The sequence below is a fragment of the Meiothermus luteus genome, from assembly GCF_003574085.1.
GTDB lineage: Bacteria > Deinococcota > Deinococci > Deinococcales > Thermaceae > Meiothermus > Meiothermus luteus.
On the sequence record NZ_QWKZ01000048.1, the window covers coordinates 1 to 21,564 of the forward strand.

The following is a 21,564-nucleotide window of genomic DNA, read 5'->3' on the forward strand; positions in this document are numbered from 1 at the left end:
TCCCCCACCTGGACGGCCTCCTCCTCCCCGGGGGTGGGGACGTGGACCCCCGACATTACGGGGAAACGCCCCATCCCAAGCTGGGGGAGGTAAGCCCAGAGCGCGACGCCCACGAGCTCTTCCTGGCCCGCTACGCCGCGGAGAAGGGCCTCCCCACCTTGGGGGTGTGCCGGGGCGTACAGGTGATGAACGTGGCCTTGGGGGGGAGCCTCCACCAGGACCTCCCGGCCCAGGGCTTCGCCGATGCGGGCCACTACCAGAAAAGCCCGCCCCCTGCCCTGGCCCACAGCCTGCGCCAGGTGGCGGAAAGCCCCCTCGCCCGCCTCTTCCCCGAGGGCTTCCCGGTGAACTCCTACCACCACCAAGGGATCAAAGCCTTGGGAAAGGACCTGAAGCCCATCGCCGTGGCCCCCGACGGCCTGGTGGAGGCGGTGATGCTGGAGGACCACCCCTTCTTCCTGGGCGTCCAGTGGCACCCCGAGCTGCTTCAGGACCACTGGGCCCTCTTTGGCCTCCTCGGGCGCTAGCCTCTCAAGCTCTTCTTCACCCACAAACCTTGGAACATCCAGCGGGTGGCCTAGCGCCCTCGGGGGTCCAGGACGTCCCTGAGCCCGTCCCCCAAGAGGTTGAAGGCCAAGACGGTGAGGAGGATGCCGAGGGCGGGAGCCGTGGCCGCCCATGGTGCCTCCGCCATGTAGTTGCGCGTTTCCGCCACCATGGCCCCCCACTCGGGGGTGGGGGGTTGGGCCCCGAAGCCGATGAAGGAAAGGCCCGCCGCCGTGAGGATGGCCGCCCCCACCTCGTAGCTGGCCTGGACCAGGACGGGGGTGAGGGCGTTTGGGAGGAGGTGGCGGAGGAGGATCCGCCCCTGCCCCGCCCCCAGGGCCCGGGCCGCCTCCACGAACTCCCTTTCCCTCAGGGCCAGAACCTGGGCCCGCACCAAACGGGCGTAGATGGGCCAGGTGACCAAGGCCACGGCTAAGACGGTGTTCCCCAGGTTGGGCCCCAAGGCGGCGGCGATGGCCATGGCCAGGATCAGGGAAGGGAAGGCGAAGAAGACGTCGGTGAGGCGCATCAGGAGGTTATCCCACCGCCCTCCAAGCCCCCCGGCCAAAAGGCCCACCGCTGTACCCAGGAGACTCGCCAGCAGGACCACGCCGAAACCCACCCCCAGGCTGATGCGGGCCCCGTGGACCACGCGGGCGAGGACATCCCGCCCCAGCTGGTCCGTGCCCAAAGGGTGCTCAGGGCTTGGGGGCTTGAGGCGCTCCAGCAGGTTTTGCTCCAGGGGGTCTCCCACCAGGCCCGGGCCGAGGAGGGCCACCAGGGCGAGGACGAGGAGCAGGAAGAGGCCGACCACCGCCCCGGGGTTACGAAGAAAGCGCCGCGCCAGCCTACGCATAGCGGATCCTCGGGTCCAAGAGGGCGTAAAGGAGGTCCACCAAGAGGTTCAAAAGGGAGTAGACCACGCCCACCAGCAGGGTCACCCCCATCACCGCCGGGAAGTCCAGGCTGGTGGCGGACTGGGTGACGTAGCGCCCTAGTCCGGGCCAAGAGAAGATGGTTTCCGTGAGCACCGCCCCCGAAAGGAGGCCCCCAAGGAGGCCGCCCAACAGGGTGAGGATGGGCAGGGCGGCGTTTTTAAGGGCGTGCCGCAGGACCACCTGCCGCTCGGCCAAGCCCTTGGCCCAGGCGGTGCGCACGTAGTCCTGGGAGAGGACCTCCAGCATGGCCGCCCGGGTCATGCGGGCGAGGAGGGCGGCGGAGGCGGAGCCCAGGACGAAGGCGGGGAGGAGGAGGTGGTGCAAGGCATCCCTAAATGCGGCTAAGTCTTTGGCCAAGAGGGCGTCCAGGGTGACGAGGCCCGTCACCCGGGGCGGGGGGATGAGGTAGGGGTCGAGCCGCCCCGGGCCCGGCAGGAGGCCCAGCTGGCGGTGGAGGACGTCCAGAAGGAGGATGGCCAGGAAGAAGACCGGGGTGGAGCCGAGGAGGAGGGCGAAAAGGCGCACCAGAAGGTCGGGTGAGCGGTTCTGCCTTAGAGCGGCCCAAACCCCGGCGGGAAGCCCCAAGGCCACCGCCACGAGAAAGGCCGCCAAGGAGAGCTCCAAGGTGGCGGGGAAAAACTCCTTGAGGTCCTCCGCCACGGGGCGGCCCGTGCGCAGGGAGCGGCCTAGGTCCAGCGCCAAAAGCCGCCTCAGGTAGATCCCGTACTGCACCAGGAGGGGCCGGTCTAGCCCGTAGCGCTCCCGGAACTCCCGGATCTGCTCCTCCCGGGCGTTTTCCCCCAAGGCGGCCACCGCCGGGTCAGTGGGGACCACCTGGGCGATAAAAAAGGTCACGAAGGTGATGCCCACGCCCACGAAGAGGACCAAGAAGAGCCGTCGCACCAGGTAAGCGGCCATAAGGAAAGCCCGTGGCCCTAAGCCACGGGCTCCACTATACCCCAAGCCCCTAGGGCTGCTTGCTCACCTGCCAGAGGGGGGCGGACATCATGGGGTTCTTCAGGAAGCCCTCCACCTTGGCGGAGAGGCCGATGGGCTGGGCCGGCTGGTAGAGGACCACGTAGGGACCTTCCCGGAGGACCTTTTCCGTAAGGACCTTGTAGAGGGCCTGGCGCTTTTGCGGGTCGGTCTCGAGGGCGGCCTGCCGGGCCAGCTTGGCCGCCACCTCGTCGTTGTAGCTGTTGCGCCAGGCCAAGGAGCGGGCTCCGTAGTCCGCCCAGGGGGTGGCGTTCCCATCCGGGTCCGGGAAGTCGGGGCTCCAGCCCGCCAGGACCACCTGGTGGTTCTGGGCCCGGTAGGTGGCGAGGACCTCGGCGTTGGCGATGGCCCGGATCCGAGCGCGGAACCCGGCCTTGGCCATATCCGCCTGGAGCTTGGCCGCCACGTCTGGGCAGGGCACCCCGCCCCCACAGATGCCGGTGCTCACCAAAAGCTCAAACTCAAGCCCTTGCAGGTAGCCCGCCTCGGCCAGGAGCTTGCGGGCCCGGTTGGGGTCGTACTTGTAGGGGGTCGTGGGATTGTGGCCAAGCAACCCCTTGGGGATGAGGGTTTGGGTCTTGACGGCATTCCCCTGTAGGAGTCCCTGGAGGAGCTCGTCCTGGTTCACGGCGTAGCGCATGGCCTCCCGCAGCTTGGCGTTGGCGAAAGGACTCCCCGCCTTCATATTCATGCCCAGGTACTGGAGGCGCAGGGTTTCGGCCCGCACCACCTTGAAGCGGGGGTTGGCGGCGATGGCCTTGAGCCCCTCGGGGGTGAGGCCCTCGGCGATGTCAATCTCCCCCGACTCCAAGGCCGTGCGGAGCACGGCGGGCTCCTGGATGTAGCGCAGGACCACCCGGGGGACCTTGGGCTTGATGCGGGCGTGGGGGTTGGCCTCGAGGATCACCTGGTTCCCCCGGTCCCAGCGCACCAGGCGGTAGGGGCCGGAACCTGCGGAGTTGTTGGTGAGCCAGTCCTTGCCCAAGTCCCCGCCCTTGGCGTTCTTCTGGACCTCCTCCGAGTCCACCACGCCCCCGATGGTGAAGGTGAGGATGGATAGGAAGGACTGGGGAGAGGCGGATTTGGGAATGCGGACCTCCACGGTGTAGGGGTCCAAGGCCTTGGTGGCCCCAGGCTTGAGCTGGGCGATGTCGGTGAAGAGGAAGGAGCCCGGTCCTTTCAGGGCCAAGGCCCGCTCAAAGCTAAAGACCACGTCCTTGGCTGTGACCTCCCGGCCCGTGGAGAAGCGGCTTCCCCGGCGGAGCTTGAAGGTGAGGATCCAGTCGGTGGTTCCCCGCTCCACCTTCCAGCTTTCCGCCAGACCCGGGCGCAAGGTGGCGAGGTCGCTCCCCTCAAAGCGCACCAGGGTTTCGTAGAGGTTATCGGCGATCATCACCCCGCTGAACTCATAGACCACCTGCGGGTCCAGGGTGATGAGATCGGTCCAGTCCCCGCCGTAGACCAGCACCTGGGTCCGGTCCTGGGCCAAAGAAAAGCCCCCAAGAACCAAAAAGATGAACACCCATACCCACTGCCGCATAGGCTCTCCTTTCCGGATAAGACTCTGGGGGCTATCCTAACCGGCAGAGCTTCCAGGGTCAACCGTTCCACCTGCTACCCAGACTTGACTGCCATACCCTACTACGGGGTAGACATAGCTCTATAGCCCTGCGTATGGACTCCCTCCGCAGCGCAGCCCGCTTCGCCCGCACCAACCCTCACCTTCTTCCCCACTTGGTCCCAGAGGCCCTGCAAAGGGCCCTCCTCTCCCTCTCCCCCGAGGCGGAGGGGGAAGGGGGACTACCCGCAGGTGCGGCGGGTGGAGGTCTTGGCCCTGCACCTGCGCCCCCCTTGGTCCAGGCCCGGGTGGAGGGGAAGGAGGCGGAGGCCATCCGGGAAAAGGGGGGACTATCCCTTCCTCAAGCCCCCTGCGGGCGGAATACGGCCACTCGGGGCGGGTTGTGCGGGCCAAAGGCGCCCTCACAGGAGAAGACGTAGCTCATAACAACCTTATACCAAATCTATGTAGATAATCTCAAAACTTGCACCTCTCGTATATCCCGCATAAACACGTATCTCCCACCCCTGTCCCCAGAGGCGGAGGCCAGAGCCCCAGAAGCGAGAGCTCCCGCATGAAGACCCGGGCCACCAGCTCAGGAAAGAGCCCTCCCGCCCCGCCTCCCACCAGGTACACCCTTCTCCAGGGGTGAGCTTCACCCAGTGGGCCAGCAGGTAGGCCAGGAAGGAGAGCACCAGAAACCGATGCACCCCCAAAGGGGTCCGCTGACCAAACTGCCCTAGGGAAAACTCGCTCTTCATGGCCCGGAAGAAGTGCTCAATGGTGAACCGCCTCCTGCCCCACACCAGCAGGGTGCGAGGCGTGGCGGGAAAGGTGGCCACCCCATACTTTTTCAGCCTCTTTCCTTGCCAAGCGGATGGGGGCGTGGGTAGGCCAGGCATACCGGTTCAGGAAGCGGGAGAGGGCGGATTGGCAGGATGGCCAGGATGGCCGAGAGTAGGGATTGGGCTGTGTGCATGGCACCTGTCATCAGACAGGAAACACACAGCCCTTTTCAAGGGGTCACGGCGCATAAGTATCCCCCCGGATGTATAAGTGCAAGTTTTGAGATAACCCAAGCTGCCACCTACCCCCGGCCAGGGTCTGCCGGGGCAGTGTGCGCCCACTGCGCAAAACGCCAGGCTGGCGGTCAAATGCCGCCGGTTTGAGGGCGGGCGAGGGCTATCCTGGGGCTAGGGAAGGGTGGCGGTATGCAGCAGGATAGGCCGAGTTTCAACCCCCTGGAAGCTACCCGGGGCCTGATGGTGGTCTGCACCGACCTAGAAGGCCGCTACACCTACGCCAACCCGGCCTACCTGGCCTACACCGGCATGAAGGCGCTCCCTCTGGGCGCCTCGGCGCTGGAGCATGTGGCCAAAGAGGACCTTCCTCAGGTGATGAATACCGCGAAGCAGGCCCTAGAACATCCGGGCCAGGCCTTCTGGGTAGAGTTCAGCAAACCCCTGCGGCAGGCCTGGAACCGCAGCCGCTGGGAGTTTGTGGCGGTCTGCGACGAGGCGGGCCACCCGGCGGGGCTGCAGTGCATGGGCTACGACATCAGCGATTCTTACCGCCAGGGGCGTTTCCTAGAGGCTTCGCTCGAGCTCCTGTCCAGCGGCCTAAAGGAAGAACTCTCCCCCGAGGAGGTGCTGCAGCGGGCCCTGGACGCCGCCTTGGCGGTGGTGCCGGCGGCCCAGGCCGGCAGCGCTACCCTGCTCGGTCCCGACGGGCGCTTCCACTTCGTGGCGGCCCGCGGCTACGATCTGGCCGCGCTCAAGCAGGTCTCGCTGAGCCCCGGCGAACCGCTCTCCCTCAGCCGGCACATCCGGGCCCAGGTGTTCACCCAGGCCGATATAGCTGCCTTCAACGCCCGGCTAGACCCTGAGCGGCGGGCCCTGCTCGAGGGGCCGGGCCGCTCCAGGGAGATTCAGGCCATGCTGGCCACCCCGGTGGTGGTGAGGGGGCGGCCCCGGGCCTACCTCTACCTTGACCACTTCGGGCGTCCCGACGCCTTTGACGAGCTGGACCTGCGCCACCTGGAGGGCCTGGCCCACCACATGGCCTGGCTGCTCTACGGCGAGGAGCTACAGGAAGAGCTACGCTTTAGCCGCTACCACCACCCCGAAACGGGGCTGGAAAACCTGCGCAGCCTGCGAGAGTTGCTCCTTCGGCTACCACCAGGCCACCGGGCCTTGGTGGCCTTGCGCTGCCGCTCGCTGGAACGCCTGCGGCGGCTGGAAGGGGAGACCGTCTACTTTGCCGCGGTGTGCGAGATAGCCCGGGTCATTCAGGCCGATCTGCGGCTTTCGGATCACCTGGCTTGGGAGGAAAACAACTTCTGGTTGCTATTGGAGGGGTTGAGGGAGGATCGGGAGGTCTATGCGGTGTTGGAGCGACTGCAGGCCGGGGTAAAGGCTAGGCTGGCCGTTCGCTTTCCTGACTTCGATTTTAAACCACAGGTGGGGGTAATCCTGGCCCAGCCAGGGGTATCCCCGCTCGAGCTGCCCCGCGCCGCTGAGCTGGCCCTGGACAGCGCCCGGCCCGGTACGGTGCGCTTTTTTGACTCCAGTCTGGCCTATGACACACGTGAAACCGTAGCCCTGCGTCGAGCCCTGAAGCGTGCCCTTTCACAAGGCAGTTCTAGGGTTGCGGAAAGCTTGGCCCTGCACTACCAGCCTGTTTTTCACCTGGCCAATCAGCAGCTGCACCACTTCGAGGCCCTGTTGCGCTGGAATCCCCCTGGGCTGGGGATGGTTCCTCCAGGAAAGTTGCTGCTTCTGGCCGAGGAAGAAGGGTGGATGTCCAGCCTCGGCGACCGGATCCTGGGGATGGCAACGCAGCAAGCCGCTCGCTGGGAGATTGCAGTGGCGGTGAACCTGGCCAGCAGTCAGTTAGAACCAGGGTTGCTTGACCAGGTGGCGTCCCATCTGACCCATAACCAGCTCTCTCCAGAGCGACTGATCTTCGAGGTCACCGAGGAGGTAGCCCTGGAAGAGGCGGGGCTGGAGGTTCTTAGGGCCCTGGCCGAGCGGGGACATCCGCTGCACCTGGACGACTTCGGCTCAGGCCTGTCTTCCCTGGAGCGCATCACCCGCCTGCCCTTCCGGGCAATCAAGCTGGGGCAGGGTTTCATGTCTAGCCTGGGCTCCCTTCCAGTGCCTCACTCGCCCCAGGCCCGCTTGCTGCGCGCGCTACGGGGGCTAGCAGAGGAGCTGGGGCTGGAGATCATCGTGGAGGGCATCGAAACCCAAGCCCAGCTAGAGTTCCTCCTGGCCGAGGGCTTTACCCTGGGCCAAGGCTACTTGCTGGGGCGGCCGGCCGCTCCAGCCGAGGCTGAGCCCCTCCTCAAAGGGGAGAAGGGCCGCCCGCGCTAGGCCAAGCCCACCAAAAGCCCTAGTAAGGCCCCACCGCCTATAACCCAGACCACAGGCACCCCGCGGTGGATGAGCAAGGCCGCCACGACCACCCCCAGCAGCCACCCCACCGCGTCTACCCCCACCTGAACCAGAATCAACACCATGCTCGCGCTAAGTCCCATGGCTATCGGCACCAGGGCCTTCCGAAGAGCCCGGCTCCACTGGGAGCGGGCCATCCACTGCCAGCCCTTCACCAGCCATATGGCCCCTAAGGCCCCTGGGAGGAACATGCCGGCCAGGGCTGCCAAAGCCCCGGGCAACCCCGCCGCGGCCAGGCCGTAGAACACCACCGCCAGCATGTTGGGCCCCGGAACAAACTGCCCCAAAGCGAACCCATCGGCAAACTCCTGCCGCGTAACCCAGCCGTTGGCCATGAGGACTCGAGCCATCTCCGGCAGGTTGGCCATGCCCCCGCCAAAGCTCAGCGCCCCCAAGCGCAGAAAGGTCAAAAAAACCTGTAAAACCTCATCCACGAGGAGGCACCTCCAGCCCCGCCCCGTCCCACGGACGGGCCGCCTCCCCCCAGTAAAGGCTTACCCCTATAGGAACGTGAACCAGCAGCACCAGCAAAAGCGGCCAGTGAAGAAGTCCGTAGGTAACGAAGACGCCCGCTGCCAGCCCCACCGCCTTTAGGGAGTCCAAGGCAACCGGTGCCTGGCGCACCATCGTCGCCAGGATGAGCCCTATGGCTGCCGCCGCCACCCCGTCTAGGGCGCTCTCGGCCAGTGACCCAGGAACAGCCCCGAAACGGAAGTAGGCAAAGCTCAAAAGGAGCATCAGAAGGCTCCCCGGGGCCAGAACCCCAACCAAAGCCAAAACCGCACCCATAAGCCCCCCCAGCCGCATGCCCAGGTGAGCCGCGGTGTTGGCAAAAATCGGCCCCGGCAGAACCCGCACCAAGGCGGTGGTCTCCAAAAACTCCCGCTCCCCCATCCAGCCCCGCTTAAGCACCAGGGCCTGGTAAAGCTGGGCATTCCCCCCACCCCCAAAAGCCACCAGGCCGACCTGCAAAAAGGCCAAAAACAGCTCAAACCACGGCACCCTCACGCCAGGAATAATACACGGACTAGCGGCCTATCCCCGTCTCAATAAAGCGCCACCAGAGCAAAACCCCCACCAAGCTGGCCCAGAAGAAGTAGGGGCCTACCCTCTCCGGGGGATGGCTAAGGCTCCTGCGAAACCATCCCCCCTCCCCCAGACCGCTCACAAACCAAAGGATGCCGGTCGCCAAAAGCCCATACACCGCATGCAACCTGCCGACCCCCCCCATGAAGAGGGTGCGCACCAACAGCTCCGTCACAAAGGCAACCACCGCTGCCCCAGCGGTGAGGCGGAAAAAACGCACTTGCCACGGGGCCGGCTCCCGCAGCAGAAGCGAAAGGTTTAGGAAAAAGGACGCCCCCAGCAAAAGCAAAACCAGCAGAACCAGCAGGCCGCGCAGCCCGATGAGGTAAACCGGAAAGGGCAGGTCCATCCAGGGTCAGTCTAGCCCAGCTCGAGGCCCCAAAAAAGGCACGGGGCCACCGGAGGGGGCCCCTAGCTTACCCGTTCCACCCGGATCATGTTGGTGGTGCCCCGCACCCCAAAGGGCACCCCAGCTGCAATCACCACATACTCCCCCACCCCCACCAGGCCGGTTTCCTTGGCTTTTTCCACCGCTATTTGCACCATATCGTCGGTGTCTTTGGGGTCTGGGGCCAGAAGGGGCAGCACATCCGAGACCAGGGCAAGCTGGTTGCGCACGTGGGGGTTGGGTGTCAGGGCCAGAATGGGCACCGGGGGCCGGGTACGGGCCACCCTTCGCGCGGCCCCCCCGGTGGCGGTGAAAACCACGATGGCCTTCGCCCCGGTGGACTCCACCACGTCGTCAACCGCCCGGGCGATGGCGTCCTGCACGGTACGGTTGGGTGGGGGCCGAAGGGCGTTCAAGCGGTCGTGGTACTCCTGGGTGGCCTCAATGGTCTTGGCAACCCGGGTCATGAAAGAAACCGCCTCCACCGGGTACATCCCCGTAGCCGTTTCCGCCGAAAGCATGATGGCGTCTGTTCCGTCAAAGATGGCGTTGGCCACATCGGAGGCCTCGGCCCTGGTGGGGGTGGGGTTCTTGACCATGGACTCCAGCATCTGGGTGGCGGTAATCACCGCCTTACCAGCCTGCACCGCCTTGAGGATGATTCGCTTCTGCACCGCCGGGACCTCCTCCAGCGGCATCTCCACCCCCAGATCGCCCCGGGCCACCATAATCCCGTCGGCCTCCTCTAGAATCTCGTCAAAGCGGGCCACGGCACTGGGCTTTTCAATCTTGGCCATCAAGCGGGCGCGGGAATTGTAGCGGGTCAGGTAGTGGCGGGCTAGGAGGAGGTCGTCCCGACTTCTCACAAAGCTAATCGCCACCCAGTCCACCTCCAGATCGGCCCCTAGGGCGATGTCTTCAATGTCCTTATCGGTCAGGGCTGGGATGGAGAGGTCGGCCCCAGGGATGTTGATGCCCTTGTTGTCGGAAAGCTTCCCTCCAACCAGCACCGTGGTGTGAATATCGTTGTGCCGCACCTCCTCCACCCGCAACCGGATGTTCCCATCGTCTAGGAGGAGTATCTGCCCGGGTTGGACGTCGTTGGGCAGGCCGCGGTAGGTAGTGGAAACCCGGGTTTCATCCCCTTCCACTGGGTCGGCGGTAATGGTGAACCGCTGGCCTGCTCGCAGCTCCACCGCTCCTTCCCGAAAGCGGCCGCAGCGGATTTTAGGCCCCTGCAGGTCCTGCAAAACGGCGACAGTGCGGCCCAGCTTCGCCGAGGCCTCCCGAACCATCTCCACCGACCGGCGGTGCTCCTCGGAGGAGCCGTGGGAGAAGTTGAGGCGGAATACGTCCACGCCAGCCTCTATTAAGGCCAGGATCGTCTCCGGCGAGCGCGAAGCAGGCCCCAGGGTGGCCACGATTTTGGTGCGTTTGGCAAGTCCCATCTTGGAGTCCTGAAGAAGGGCTACCTTCTAAAAGCCGAAAACCCTAGGAACCGGGCCGCTGCCCCCAGCTCCTCCTCAATGCGCAGGAGCTGGTTGTACTTAGCCAGGCGGTCCGAACGGCTGGCCGAACCAGTCTTGATCTGGCCGGCGTTAACCGCCACCGCCAGGTCGGCAATGGTGCTGTCCTCGGTCTCGCCCGAGCGGTGGGAAAGCACCGCGGTGTAGCCGGAACGCTGGGCCAAGCGGATGGCCTCGAGGGTCTCACTCAAGGTGCCAATCTGGTTGACCTTGACCAGGATGGAGTTGGCCACCCCCTGCTCAATCCCCCGCCGGAGGATCGCCGGGTTGGTCACGAAGAGGTCGTCCCCAACGAGCTGCACACGCCCCCCCAGCCGCTCGGTGAGGAGCCTCCAGGTCCCCCAATCGTCCTCGGCCAGCCCGTCCTCAATGGAGACGATGGGGTACCGATTAACCCAGTCCTCCCAGTAGGCCACCATCTCCGGACCTGAAAGGGCCTTCCCATCGGCCTTCAACACGTACTTCCCATCTTGGTAAAACTCTGAGCTGGCCGGATCTAGGGCCAAAGCAATCTCCTCGCCAGGCTTATAACCGGCCTTTTCTATGGCCATGAGCAGGACCTCCACGGCCTCCTCGTTGGATTTTAGGTCTGGGGCAAAGCCTCCCTCATCCCCCACGTTGGTGTTGTACCCCTTGGCCTTCAGGACAGACCTAAGGGCGTGGAAGGTCTCCACCCCAGCCCGCAGGGCCTCGCTAAAGCTGGGCAACCCTCCCGGCACCAGCATGAATTCCTGGAAGTCCACGTTGTTGTCGGCGTGCTTTCCCCCGTTGATCACGTTCATTAGAGGCACCGGCAGGGTCACCCCCTGAATGCCGCCTAAGTAGCGGTAAAGGGGCAGGCCCAAAGCCTCGGCAGCAGCGCGAGCGGTGGCCAGGGAGACCGCCAAGATAGCGTTGGCCCCCAAAGCGCTTTTGTTGGGGGTCCCGTCAAGCTCGAGCATGGCCCGGTCCACCGCCTCCTGTTCCAGGGCGTCCATCCCGGCTACCTCCTCAGCAATGCGCTCGTTGATGGCGGCCACGGCCCGAAGCACCCCTTTCCCGCCAAAACGGGGCCCTCCGTCGCGTAATTCCACCGCCTCGTGGGCGCCGGTAGAGGCCCCAGAGGGCACCATGGCCCTTCCCCTCGCCCCTGACTCCAGCACCACCTCCGCCTCCACGGTGGGGTTTCCCCTAGAGTCAAGCACCTCGCGCCCCTTTACTTCTACAATCGTGGTCATCCTTCCTCCTCGCTTGGAAGCCCTTCTAAAGCCGATTACGAGTTTACACCCCAGCGTCGCAAACGGGCTAAGGCTCAGACCCTGAGGGGCACCACCACCGCCAGGTAGCCCTCGTCTTCCACCGCCTGCAGAAGGGTGGGGCTGGTAGGACCGGAAAGCCGCACGCGCACCGTGCCCTCAATGGGGCCCAGGGCGTCAATCAGGTACTGGGCGTTGTAGGCCACCATAAGCTGGGGCTCCCCCGTGGCCTCGAGGGGCAGCTCCTCCCTTCCCCGCCCATAATCGCCCTCGGCGTCAATGGTCAGGCTCTCCCGGCTAAAAAGCAGGTTGACCCGGTGGTTGTTGCGGTCGGACAGAACGGCCACCCGCCTAAGGCTCTCCCGCAGGGCCTCGGCCTTCAAAAGGGCCTCCATCACGAAGCCCTGAGGGATGACCCGCTCGTAATCGGGGAATTCCCCCTCCATCAGCTTGACCGACATCCGCAGGGAGTCGCTCCCCAGGGTCAGGCTTCCCTCCCTTACCGCGAAGACCACCTCTTCTTCCTTGTCCTTGAAGACCCGTACGATCTCATCGGCGCTTTTGGCCGGAACGACCAGCTTGCGGGTGGAAAGCTCCATGGGCAAGTCGTAGCGGGCCAGGCGATAGCCATCGGAGGCCACGGCCCGCAGGCCCTGGGGGGACATTTCGAGCTGCACCCCTCGGAATATGGCCCGGTACTCCTCGGTGCTGGCCGCGTAGCGAACCCGGGTGATGGCCTGCGCTAGCCGGGCCGCCACGATACGCCCCCCGTCACCAAGGGCAAACAGGAGCTCTGGATAGCCATCGGGGTTCGTGGTGGAAAGCTGGGTGCTGAAGGCCCCCGAGCGGAGTTCCAGCCGCTCTCCCTCCCGAAGAACCAGCTCTACCAGCTCGCCCGGCGCGCTGCGCACGATTTGGAAGAAGGTCTGCGCCGGTACCAAAACCCGCCCCGAACCTTGTGTCTCGGCGGGCAGCTTGACCTCGAGGTCCACCTCGCCGTTGGTGCCCCGCAGAATGAGGCTCTGCTCAGAGAGTTCAATGGGCAGGTAGGTGAGAATGGGGTTGGAGCTGCGGCTGGGGATGATCCGCTCGAGGAGGGAGAGCCCTTCAGCTAGGGTGCGTTTTGGGATACGAACTTCCACACTGGCCTCCATATTGGGGTCGGCCCCAGGTGAGCCAGGTTATTCTAGCAGCCCTGAAGGGGTTTGGGGGCCCTCACTTTTGCGAGCGGCACATCTCCCTTAAACGAAAATTCCTATTGACTACTCTCAATTTTTAAAAAAAGAGTAGTAGTAATAGTAGGGGCTGTGGATATGTGGAAAACCCATGGAAAATACCTTGTAGAACGAATTCGGCTTGTGGATAAGTTCCCCGCATACCTGTGGATAAGCTGTGGATAAGTTGTGGATAAGGAGGCCGGTTATCCACAGGGCCGACGGCGCGACGCTTGTCCACAGGTTTATCCACAGGGTTTTCCACAGGTTATCCACAAATTTATCCACAGGTGTTAATAAGTTAAAGGGGTCTCTTCTGGGTGATCGTTCGGTTTTCTTCGTAAAGGGACTAGCGCAGGCGCTCACGGATGCTCTTCAGGGCCTGCTGCAGGCTGGGGTCGCTCTCGCTGCTCTCCTGGATTTTCTGGATGGCGTAAAGCACCGTGGTGTGGTCCCGGCCATCAAAGAACTGGCCTATCTCGGGCAGGGAGGCGTGGGTCAATTCGCGGATGAGGTACATCGCTACCTGGCGGGGGATGACCACCTCTTTGCGTCGGCCCATCCCCCGGATCTCCTCGACCCTGAGGCCGTAGTACTCGGCCACCGCCTTGAGGATGTCTTCCGGAGCCAAGGAGCTTTCGGTGGCAGCAAAGACGTCGGAAAGGGCCTTTGCCGCCACCGCTTTGCTGAGCGGAACGCCGTTGAGGGAGGCGTAGGCAATCACCCGCATTAGGGCGCCCTCCAGCTCACGGATGTTGGAGGTGATCTTGCGGGCAATGTACTCCAGCACCTCCTCAGGCACCCGCATGTTGCGGTACTCGGAGTTCATCTTGAGGATGGCCACACGGGTTTCCAGGTCGGGGGGCTGGATGTCGGTGATCAGGCCCCACTCAAATCGGCTGCGTAGCCTTGCCTCCAGGGTCAGGATGTCCTTGGGGGGGCGGTCGGAGGAGAGAATGATCTGCTTGCGGGCTTCGTACAAGGCGTTGAAGGTGTGAAAGAATTCCTCTTGGGTGCGCTCTTTTCCCGCGATGAACTGCACGTCGTCTACCAGGAGTAGGTCTACCGAACGGTAGCGGTCCCGGAACTCGGTCATGCGGTCTTCGCGTATAGCGTTAATCAGCTCGTTGGTAAAGGTTTCGGTAGAGACGTACTCAATCTTTTTGTCGGGGAACCGCTGGGCCACCGAGTGGCCCACCGCGTGCATCAGATGGGTCTTCCCCAGCCCTACCCCCCCATAGATGAAAAGGGGGTTGTAGGCGTTTCCCGGAGACTCGGCCACCGCCACTGCGGCGGCGTGGGCCAGATTGTTGTTCTGCCCCACCACGAAGTTCTCAAAGGTGTACTTGGGGTTGAGGCGGGCCCGGGGCTCTTGGGGCTTGGGGGAGCTGGCTGCGGAGAAGATGTCTTCCTGGATGGGTTTCCCCGGGATGACCTTGATTTCAAAGCGGGGGGTTTGCGCCCCCAGGCGGGTCAAGGCCTCGGTGAGCAGCTCGGCGTAGTGGTCCTCAATCCACCCTTTGAAGAAGCTGGTCGGTACGCCGAGCTCGAGCGAACCGTTGACCACCCCCAGGGGCTGGATCTTCTCAAACCAGGTGTGGTACTCCACCTCGGTGATGCTTTGGCGAACGTATTCCAAAACGTTTTGCCAGACCGTTGTGTGGGTCAAGGCCACTCCCTCCCCCGATTCAGCTTGAACATTTTACTCGAGTCTTCCCTGGGGGAAGAACCTCCCCCCAGGGGGCCCAAGAGGGGCTTTCTCGGGGGTGGGTGGGGTGCGCTACAATGCGGAGCTAGGGGTTTGGAATGGCGGAGTTTGATGTTGTGGTGGTGGGCGGTGGGCACGCGGGAATTGAGGCGGCCTGGGCGGCCGCTCGGCTTGGGGTTAGGGTGGGGTTGGTCACCTCCAACCCCGAGCGAATTGGCCTGATGCCCTGCAACCCTGCGGTGGGAGGGCCAGGGAAGAGCCAGCTTGTGGCGGAGGTGGAGGCTTTGGGGGGGCTTATGGGCCGCCTGGCCGACGCTACGGCGATTCACACCCGGGTCCTCAACCGCTCCAAGGGGCCAGCGGTGCAGAGCCTGCGGGTTCAGGTGGATCGGGACGCTTACGCGCTGGAGGCGCAGCGGGTGTTGCGGGCCCATCCAGCCATTGAGGTGGTGCGGGCCGAGGTGGCGGGGCTTTGGGTGGAGGAAGGGGTTTTGCGCGGGGTGGAAACCGTGGACGGCCGCAGGCTTCCCTCCCGGGCGGTGGTGGTGGCCAGCGGAACCTTTCTGCAGGGGGTGGTTTGGTACGGGCGGCGCTCGCGGCCGGCGGGGCGTCAGGGGGAACCTCCGGCCCGGTTCCTCTCCCAGAGTCTACGGGCTGTGGGCCATCGGTTGATGCGCTTTAAGACCGGGACCCCCCCGCGCATCCAAGCCGACTCGGTGGATTACGACCGGCTCGAGCTGGTCCCCCCCGATGACCCACCGGGCACCTTCTCCGGCGCCCCGGGGCCCCACGCCACCGCCCGCCCTACCTGGCAGACCCGCACCACCGAGCTGACCCACCGCCTGATCCGGGAGAACCTACACCTCTCCCCCCTGTATGGGGGGGATATAGAGGGGATTGGCCCGCGCTACTGCCCTTCAATTGAGGACAAGGTGGTGCGTTTTTCCGATAAGGAGACCCACCTTTTGTTCGTTGAGCCGGATGGCCTCCATACCAGCGAGCTGTACCTGCAGGGCTTTAGCTCTTCCCTGCCGCCCGAGCTCCAGGTGGAGATGGTGCGAAGCCTACCGGGGTTTGAGCGGGCGGTAATCCAGCGCTACGCCTACGCTGTGGAGTACGATGCGGTGGACCCGCTCGAGCTCACCCCAGGGCTGCAATCCCGCAGGCTGTCGGGCCTTTTCACCGCAGGGCAGCTCAACGGGACCTCCGGCTACGAGGAGGCTGCGGCCCAAGGGCTTCTGGCGGGACTGAATGCGGCCCGGCACGCGAAGGGCTTTCCCGAGGTTTACCTCCCCCGGGAGACGGGCTACATAGGGGTCATGGTGGACGATCTGGTGCGCCGGGGGGTGGATGAGCCCTACCGGATGATGACCTCCAGGGTTGAGCTGCGCCTTTTGTGCCGGGCGGACAACGCGGATGAGCGGCTGGTCCCGCTGGCGGTGGAGTGGGGGCTGCGCCCTTATGAGGACCTGGAGCGGGTGCGGGCCAAGTACGGCCGGGTTCAACGCGAGCTGGCGCGGCTGGAGCGGCTGCGTGTGGAAGGGGTTTCGGCCCTGCAATACCTGCGCCGGCCGGAGGTGGGCTACACCCAATTGCTGGAGCGCATTGGGCCTCCGGAGATCCCGCTGGACCCGGCGGAGGCTTATCAGGTGGAGCTGAGGGCCAAGTACGCGGGGTACATAGAGCGGCAGGCCCGGCTGCGGGAGAGGTTGAGGGAGCTCGAGGGCTACCGCCTGCCCGAGCACCTGGACTATGGCCGGGTGCCCAGCCTCTCCAAGGAGGCAGCGGAAAAGCTGGGCCGGGTGAGGCCTCAGTCGCTGGCGGAGGCGGCGCGGATCCCTGGGGTACGAGACTCCGACGTCACCGCCCTTTTGGTCTACCTGGCCCGTGCGGTGGCCTAGGTGGGGATGTTTCACGTTTTACAAGCCGGGCTATGAGCCCTGAGGGTACCCAACTCTTGTTGAAGGCCGGGAGGGAGCTTGGCCTTGACCTAGGTCCCCACATCCCGCGCTTTGTCCGGCTTTACCAGATGCTCGTGGAGGCCAACCGGCGAATGAATTTGACCGCCATCCGCGACGAGAGGGGTATAGTCCTGAAGCACTTTGTGGACTCCCTGACCTGCCTGCTCTACCCGGGTTTTGCGGACGGGGCGGAGGTGGTGGACGTGGGCACGGGGGCGGGGTTTCCGGGGCTGCCCCTGGCCATCGTGCGCCCCGGCTTGCGCCTTTGCCTGCTGGAAGCCACCCAGAAGAAAGCCCGTTTCGTGGCCTCCGCAATAGAAGGGTTGGGACTGGACAACGCTGAAGCCCTCTGGGGGCGCGCGGAGGAGCTGGCCCGAGGTGTAAAACGTGAAACATACCATGCGGCGGTGGTGCGGGCGGTTGCCTCCTTGCCGGTGGTGGCCGAGTTGGCCCTGCCGCTGGTCCGGGTAGGAGGGTTCGTTCTGCTGCAAAAAGGGCCTGAGGTGGAGGGTGAGCTTGGCCGCTCTAAGGGGGCTTTGGAGAAGCTGGGAGGGGCCCTGGAGGGGGTCCTGCCGCTCTCGCTGCCGGTTGGGGGGGAGGCTCGGAGGCTGGTGGTGTTGAGGAAGCGCCGCCCCACCCCAGAGGAGTACCCCCGCAAGGCGGGTGTGCCGGCTAAGAATCCGTTATCCTAGGAGGGGCGTGAGGCGAATCGGGATCGTCAACCAGAAAGGGGGGGTGGGGAAGACCACCACCGCCATAAACCTGGCGGCCTACCTGGCCCGGGCGGGTCAACGGGTCTTGCTGGTGGACCTTGATCCTCAGATGAACGCGACCTCGGGGCTGGGGCGGGGCCCTTTGGAGAAGAGCATCTACCCAGTTTTGGTGGGGGCAGCCGGGGCCCAGGAGGCGGTGGTGCACGTGGCTCAGGGCCTTGACCTGCTCCCCTCGAGCCCTGATTTGGTGGGGGCTACAGCCGAGCTTGTTGAGCATCCCGGTCGTCTAGCTGAGGTGCTGCGCCCCATAGAGGCCGCCTATGACCTGATTCTGATGGACGCTCCCCCGAGCCTGGGGGCCCTTACCCTGAACGTGCTCGTCGCCTCGGAAGGGCTTATCGTACCCGTTCAAGCCGAGTACTATGCCTTAGAGGGGCTGGCGGGGTTGATGGAGACCGTGGACCGGGTGCGCTCGAGCCTCAACCCGTCCCTGCGGCTGCTGGGGGTGCTGATTACCATGTACGACCCTCGCACCCTGCTGTCCCAGCAGGTGGAAAGCAACATCCGAGGAAACCTGGGGGATAAGGTCTTCTGGACGGTAATCCCTAGGAACGTCCGGTTGGCCGAAGCCCCCAGCTACGGCCAGGACATAGGTCGGTATGCGCCGACCAGCAGCGGGGCCCACGCCTACCGCCGCCTGGCCGAGGAGGTGATGCGCCGTGTCCAAAAGGCCTAGCGGTCTGGGCCGGGGGCTGGAGGCCCTGCTGCCCAAGACCCCTGCTGCCCTTACCAAGCTTCCCTTGGCCCTGATTAAGCCCAACCCCACCCAGCCACGCCGCAGGTTTGACCCGGCGGCCCTAGAAGAACTGGCGGCCTCCATCAGAGAGAAAGGCCTGCTCCAGCCCCTGTTGGTGCGGCCCAAGGGGGATATGTACGAGCTGGTGGCAGGGGAACGCCGGTACCGGGCTTGTCAGATGGTGGGGTTGCGCGAGGTGCCGGTTCTTATAAGGGACATCGGGGATCGGGAGGCCTTGGAGATAGCCCTGATAGAGAACCTTCAGCGGGAAGACCTCAATCCGGTGGAGGAGGCCGAGGGGTACAAACGGTTGGTGGAGATGGGCATGACCCAGGAGGAGGTTGCAAAGGCGGTGGGGAAGGCCCGGGTGACCATCACCAACGCCCTTCGGTTGCTTCAACTTACCCCCGAGATTCTTCGGGCTCTGGAGGAAAATAGGATCACAGCAGGGCACGCTCGAGCCCTCTTGATGCTGCCCGAGTCTTTGCGAAACTGGGGGCTTTCCGAGGTGCTCTCTAAGCAGCTCAGCGTTCGCGAGACCGAACGCCTGAAAGAGCGCTCGCAGGCCCCCTCCCGCCCTGGCCGGGAGGACCCCTATGCCGACATCGCCCGCGAGCTCTCCCACCGGCTGGGCACCAGGGTGCGCTTTACCCATCCCTCCCGGGGCCGGATTGAGATCAGCTACCACTCGGAGGAGCAGCTCACCGCCATCTTACAGGCCTTGGGGTACGAGGCCTAGCGCAGATTAATGCGGATGGCCCCCTCCAGGTCGGTGCGGCGTATCTCCACGCCGTAGCGGTGCAGCCGCTCCAACACCGCCCGGCTGGGGTGGCCGTAGGGGTTGTTGCCCACTCCGATAAGGGCTGTGTTCGGTTGAAACGCGACGAGGAGGGTCTCGCTGGTGCTGCTTTCGGAGCCGTGGTGGGCTACTTTGAGGATGTCTACCTTCTCGGCTGGCCAGCGGGCCTCGGACGAGGCTGGGGCGTCCCCAGTAAAGAGAGCCTTTTTCTGGCCGTACTGGAGGATGAAGACCAGGCTTCGCTGGTTGTCTTCGGTTTCGTCGCCTTGTGGACCGAGAAAGCGTAGGTGGGCCCGCGCGACGCTGAGCTGGGTCCCAGCCCCGGCCTCCAGGATGGGAATATTGCGGAGCTGGGCGGTCCTCCTCAGGGCCTCATCTAAGGGGTTTCCTGTGGCCCTAGGGCCCGTCACCAATAGCCCCACCGGGAAGTTCTGCACCACCTGGAGCAGGGCCTCCACGTGGTCCCCGTCGGGGTGGGTGGCAACTAGAAGGTCGATGTCGTCCACCCCTAGGGCCCGCAGGGCCCTTTCCAGGTTGGGGTAGGCCCATCCCCGCCCCCCGTCCACCAGGATTTCTACCCTTCCGGGCAGCCGCACCAAGGTAGCATCCCCTTGGCCCACATCGAGCTGCCAGAGCTCGGCCCGGCTGGGGTACTGGGAGGCTAGGGAGACCAAAGCGGCGGTGGCCGTCAACCCCAAAGCGTTGGGCCAGCGCACCTTGCCGTAGAGACCGAGCAACAACGGAAGGATGCCCAGGTAGTAAAGGGCGAACCCCACCGGGGTTATCTCGCCCCAGCGGAGCTGGGGGCCCTTGGACAGCCATCCCACCAGCCCCAGGGTTAGGTTGCTCAAGGCCTCGGTGGGGCCAGCCAGAAGGCTTCCCGCCAGCAGCTTGAGGAAGCCCAGGGGAACCAGCAGGTTGAGGAGGGGCAGCACCAGCAAATTGGCTAGAGGGGAAACCAGGGGGAGCTGGTGAAATTGGTGCAGCAGGAGCGGGAGGATGAGGGCTTGAGCGGCTAGGGTGATGCTGAGGGAGGCCCAAAGCCACTGCCGCCATCCGGAAAGGCGGGGTAGGTGGGGCAGCACCAAGGCGATGCCCAGCACGGCCAGGTAGGAGAGTTGCGCTGAGAGGCTGAAGATGGCGTAGGGCTCGAGGGAGAGGTGTGTGAACAGGGCCAGCGCCAGGGCGGGCAAAAGCCCTACCCGTCCCCGGCCGAGGAACAACCCTAAGAGCACCAACCCGGCCATGATCACCGCACGCACCAAGGAGGGCTGAGGCCCCACCAGCCAGAGGTAGACCAGCAGCAGACCGAGCGCGGTCAGGTAGCGCCAAGGGCCTAGCCCGTACAGCACGAGCACGAAAAACGCGGCTAAAATCCCCACGTGCAGCCCCGACAGGGCCAGCGCATGGGCCAGCCCGGCCCGCTGGAATTCCTCGTAGGTGCTCCCGAGATCGCGCCGTTCGCCTAGGGTCAAAGCGGCAACGAGTGCAGCGGCCGGGGGGGAGAGGCCGGCGGTAAGCTGGCCCCTGAGCCAGTCTCGGGGCTCCCGCCTGGGCGGCTCAAAACGCACCACTCGCCGGGCCTGCAGCACGGCGGACACCCCCAACCCACGCAGCCAGGTGCGCTGGTCAAATCCCCCAGGGTTGCGCCGGCCCTGAGGGCGCAAGAGGTGGCCCTCTAGAACGTAGTAGCCCTCCTTTAGAGGAGGGAAGTGGCGGACGTATACCTTCCCTTTAGGGGTGTGTAGGAAGCCTTCCTGCAACCGCCCTTCTAGGCGCACCCACTGCCCGATCTGCTCCTTCCAGGGGTCTTGGAGCAGGTTCAAGTGGAGCGCCACCAGCCCATAGGCAGCCAGGCCCGTCCAGCGGGCTCCATGGGGAAAGAGCAGCCCTGCCAGAAGGCCTAGGAACCACCAGGGGGAAAGCTGGGTAAGGGCCCCCAGCAGGGCCCCTAGACCCAAGGCGTAGGGCATCACGGGACAACCAGGGGTTTGAGCCGCTCGAGGAGCTTCGGGCCAATGCCCTTGACCCGCTCCAGCTCCTCTACGGAGCGATAGGGCCGGTTCTCAATGATCCTTCGGGCTAGGGTGGGCCCCACCCCAGGGAGGCTCTCAATCTCCGCCTGGCTGGCGGTGTTGAGGCTTACCCTGGCCACCGGCGGCCGGGCAGGGCCCGGCTGGAGCACGGCCGGGGTTTCGCTCGAGGGGTTTCCTGGGAGACTGGTCTGGACGGGTGCGAACTGTGTGGTAAGCCGCGGCCATAAGCTTACCAGGCCCAGGAGCAGAACTGCGCCCACGTAGGCGAGGTTGAGCCAACGTTCCACGGGAAACCAACCGCGGGCCCTCGGCCTCAGAAGGGTTCGGAAAGCCGCCACTGGATGAGCGAGAGGGCCAGCCCTATAGCGATTACGCCGAGGGGAACCCAGATGTCGGTGGTGCCCATGTGCACCACCAGGTAACCCGCGGTCACGGCTGCGGTGAGGAGGGCAGAGAGCTTGAGCAGGATGGGGATGGCCCGCCCTGCTGCGCTGGGCTTGGCGGCCACCGCGGGGAGGGGTTCGTCTTTGGGAGCAGGGGGGGCCATCCCCATCCTGCTCAAGCTCTCTGCCCTCCTCACCGCAGCCGTGACCGCGGGTTACCGGGTGG

The 21,564-nt window shown here is 64.9% G+C and carries 19 protein-coding genes and 1 pseudogene; 6 read left to right on the forward strand and 14 right to left on the reverse strand.

All coding sequences use genetic code 11. The features are described 5' to 3' along the window. Positions 1-527, forward strand: a 527-nt coding sequence (locus tag Mlute_RS08345; RefSeq protein ID WP_147371051.1) for a gamma-glutamyl-gamma-aminobutyrate hydrolase family protein, incomplete at its 5' end; no start/stop codon positions are given. 50 nt (positions 528-577) lie between these two features. Here Mlute_RS08345 and nikC read toward each other — a convergent pair. The 4 genes and pseudogenes from nikC to Mlute_RS08370 form a co-directional block, all read right to left on the reverse strand. Next, complete coding sequence (nikC, locus tag Mlute_RS08350; protein WP_119360258.1) at positions 578-1,402, reverse strand: nickel transporter permease; 825 nt, start codon at positions 1,400-1,402, stop codon at positions 578-580. Next, positions 1,395-2,402, reverse strand: coding sequence for an ABC transporter permease (locus Mlute_RS08355; protein ID WP_119360259.1), 1,008 nt, complete (start codon positions 2,400-2,402; stop codon positions 1,395-1,397). Before Mlute_RS08355 ends, nikC begins: the two co-directional genes overlap by 8 nt. Before the next feature lie 49 nt (positions 2,403-2,451). Then, a complete protein-coding gene (locus Mlute_RS08360; protein ID WP_119360260.1) occupies positions 2,452-4,020 on the reverse strand; it encodes an ABC transporter substrate-binding protein in 1,569 nt (522 codons plus the stop codon). Between the two features lie 495 nt (positions 4,021-4,515). Next, positions 4,516-4,928, reverse strand: a pseudogene (locus tag Mlute_RS08370) (transposase); the annotation flags it as partial. Between the two features lie 321 nt (positions 4,929-5,249). On the opposite strand from Mlute_RS08370, the gene Mlute_RS08380 reads away from it, so the two are divergent. Continuing rightward, positions 5,250-7,412 (forward strand): EAL domain-containing protein, encoded by a 2,163-nt coding sequence (locus tag Mlute_RS08380; protein ID WP_119360262.1) that lies wholly within the window; start codon positions 5,250-5,252, stop codon positions 7,410-7,412. Here the strand turns inward: Mlute_RS08380 and Mlute_RS08385 are convergent. From Mlute_RS08385 to dnaA, 7 genes are all read right to left on the reverse strand, one after another. Next, positions 7,409-7,903, reverse strand: a complete 495-nt coding sequence (locus tag Mlute_RS08385; RefSeq protein WP_245958907.1) for a chromate transporter — start codon at positions 7,901-7,903, stop codon at positions 7,409-7,411. The genes Mlute_RS08380 and Mlute_RS08385 overlap by 4 nt on opposite strands. 16 nt (positions 7,904-7,919) lie before the next feature. Next, positions 7,920-8,501: a chromate transporter gene (locus Mlute_RS08390; protein ID WP_119360264.1), complete on the reverse strand. Its 582-nt coding sequence runs from the start codon at positions 8,499-8,501 to the stop codon at positions 7,920-7,922. Between the two features lie 19 nt (positions 8,502-8,520). Further along, a complete protein-coding gene (locus Mlute_RS08395; protein WP_119360265.1) occupies positions 8,521-8,928 on the reverse strand; it encodes a hypothetical protein in 408 nt (135 codons plus the stop codon). A gap of 62 nt (positions 8,929-8,990) precedes the next feature. Then, positions 8,991-10,415 (reverse strand): pyruvate kinase, encoded by a 1,425-nt coding sequence (gene pyk, locus Mlute_RS08400; protein ID WP_119360266.1) that lies wholly within the window; start codon positions 10,413-10,415, stop codon positions 8,991-8,993. 20 nt (positions 10,416-10,435) lie between these two features. Continuing rightward, entirely contained in the window at positions 10,436-11,710 is a 1,275-nt protein-coding gene (eno, locus tag Mlute_RS08405) for a phosphopyruvate hydratase (RefSeq protein ID WP_119360267.1), read from the reverse strand. A 74-nt stretch (positions 11,711-11,784) separates the two neighbouring features. Next, positions 11,785-12,870, reverse strand: a complete 1,086-nt coding sequence (gene dnaN / locus Mlute_RS08410; protein WP_119360275.1) for a DNA polymerase III subunit beta — start codon at positions 12,868-12,870, stop codon at positions 11,785-11,787. 421 nt (positions 12,871-13,291) lie between these two features. Next, a complete protein-coding gene (dnaA, locus tag Mlute_RS08415) occupies positions 13,292-14,611 on the reverse strand; it encodes a chromosomal replication initiator protein DnaA (RefSeq protein WP_119360276.1) in 1,320 nt (439 codons plus the stop codon). A 137-nt stretch (positions 14,612-14,748) separates the two neighbouring features. Here dnaA and mnmG point away from each other — a divergent pair, with 137 nt between their 5' ends. The 4 genes from mnmG to Mlute_RS08435 are packed head-to-tail and all read left to right on the forward strand — an operon-like array spanning position 14,749 to position 18,859. Continuing rightward, on the forward strand, positions 14,749-16,551 hold the full coding sequence (gene mnmG / locus Mlute_RS08420; protein ID WP_119360268.1) for a tRNA uridine-5-carboxymethylaminomethyl(34) synthesis enzyme MnmG: 1,803 nt from the start codon (positions 14,749-14,751) through the stop codon (positions 16,549-16,551). 32 nt (positions 16,552-16,583) lie between these two features. Then, positions 16,584-17,303 (forward strand): 16S rRNA (guanine(527)-N(7))-methyltransferase RsmG, encoded by a 720-nt coding sequence (rsmG, locus tag Mlute_RS08425; RefSeq protein WP_119360269.1) that lies wholly within the window; start codon positions 16,584-16,586, stop codon positions 17,301-17,303. A gap of 7 nt (positions 17,304-17,310) precedes the next feature. Then, positions 17,311-18,060, forward strand: coding sequence for a ParA family protein (locus Mlute_RS08430; RefSeq protein WP_119360270.1), 750 nt, complete (start codon positions 17,311-17,313; stop codon positions 18,058-18,060). Then, positions 18,044-18,859 (forward strand): ParB/RepB/Spo0J family partition protein, encoded by an 816-nt coding sequence (locus tag Mlute_RS08435; protein WP_119360271.1) that lies wholly within the window; start codon positions 18,044-18,046, stop codon positions 18,857-18,859. Before Mlute_RS08430 ends, Mlute_RS08435 begins: the two co-directional genes overlap by 17 nt. On the opposite strand, the gene Mlute_RS08440 is transcribed toward Mlute_RS08435, so the two are convergent. Genes Mlute_RS08440 through Mlute_RS08450 form a run of 3 tightly spaced genes read right to left on the reverse strand, consistent with a single transcriptional unit; the run spans position 18,856 to position 21,502 of the window. Beyond that, on the reverse strand, positions 18,856-20,892 hold the full coding sequence (locus tag Mlute_RS08440) for a DNA internalization-related competence protein ComEC/Rec2 (RefSeq protein ID WP_245958908.1): 2,037 nt from the start codon (positions 20,890-20,892) through the stop codon (positions 18,856-18,858). The two genes, Mlute_RS08435 and Mlute_RS08440, sit on opposite strands and share 4 nt — an antisense overlap. Beyond that, on the reverse strand, positions 20,892-21,242 hold the full coding sequence (locus Mlute_RS08445; RefSeq protein WP_119360273.1) for a ComEA family DNA-binding protein: 351 nt from the start codon (positions 21,240-21,242) through the stop codon (positions 20,892-20,894). The genes Mlute_RS08440 and Mlute_RS08445 overlap by 1 nt, the downstream gene beginning before the upstream one ends. 26 nt (positions 21,243-21,268) lie before the next feature. Beyond that, positions 21,269-21,502, reverse strand: a complete 234-nt coding sequence (locus Mlute_RS08450) for a hypothetical protein (protein ID WP_119360274.1) — start codon at positions 21,500-21,502, stop codon at positions 21,269-21,271. Between the last annotated feature and the right edge of the window lie 62 nt (positions 21,503-21,564).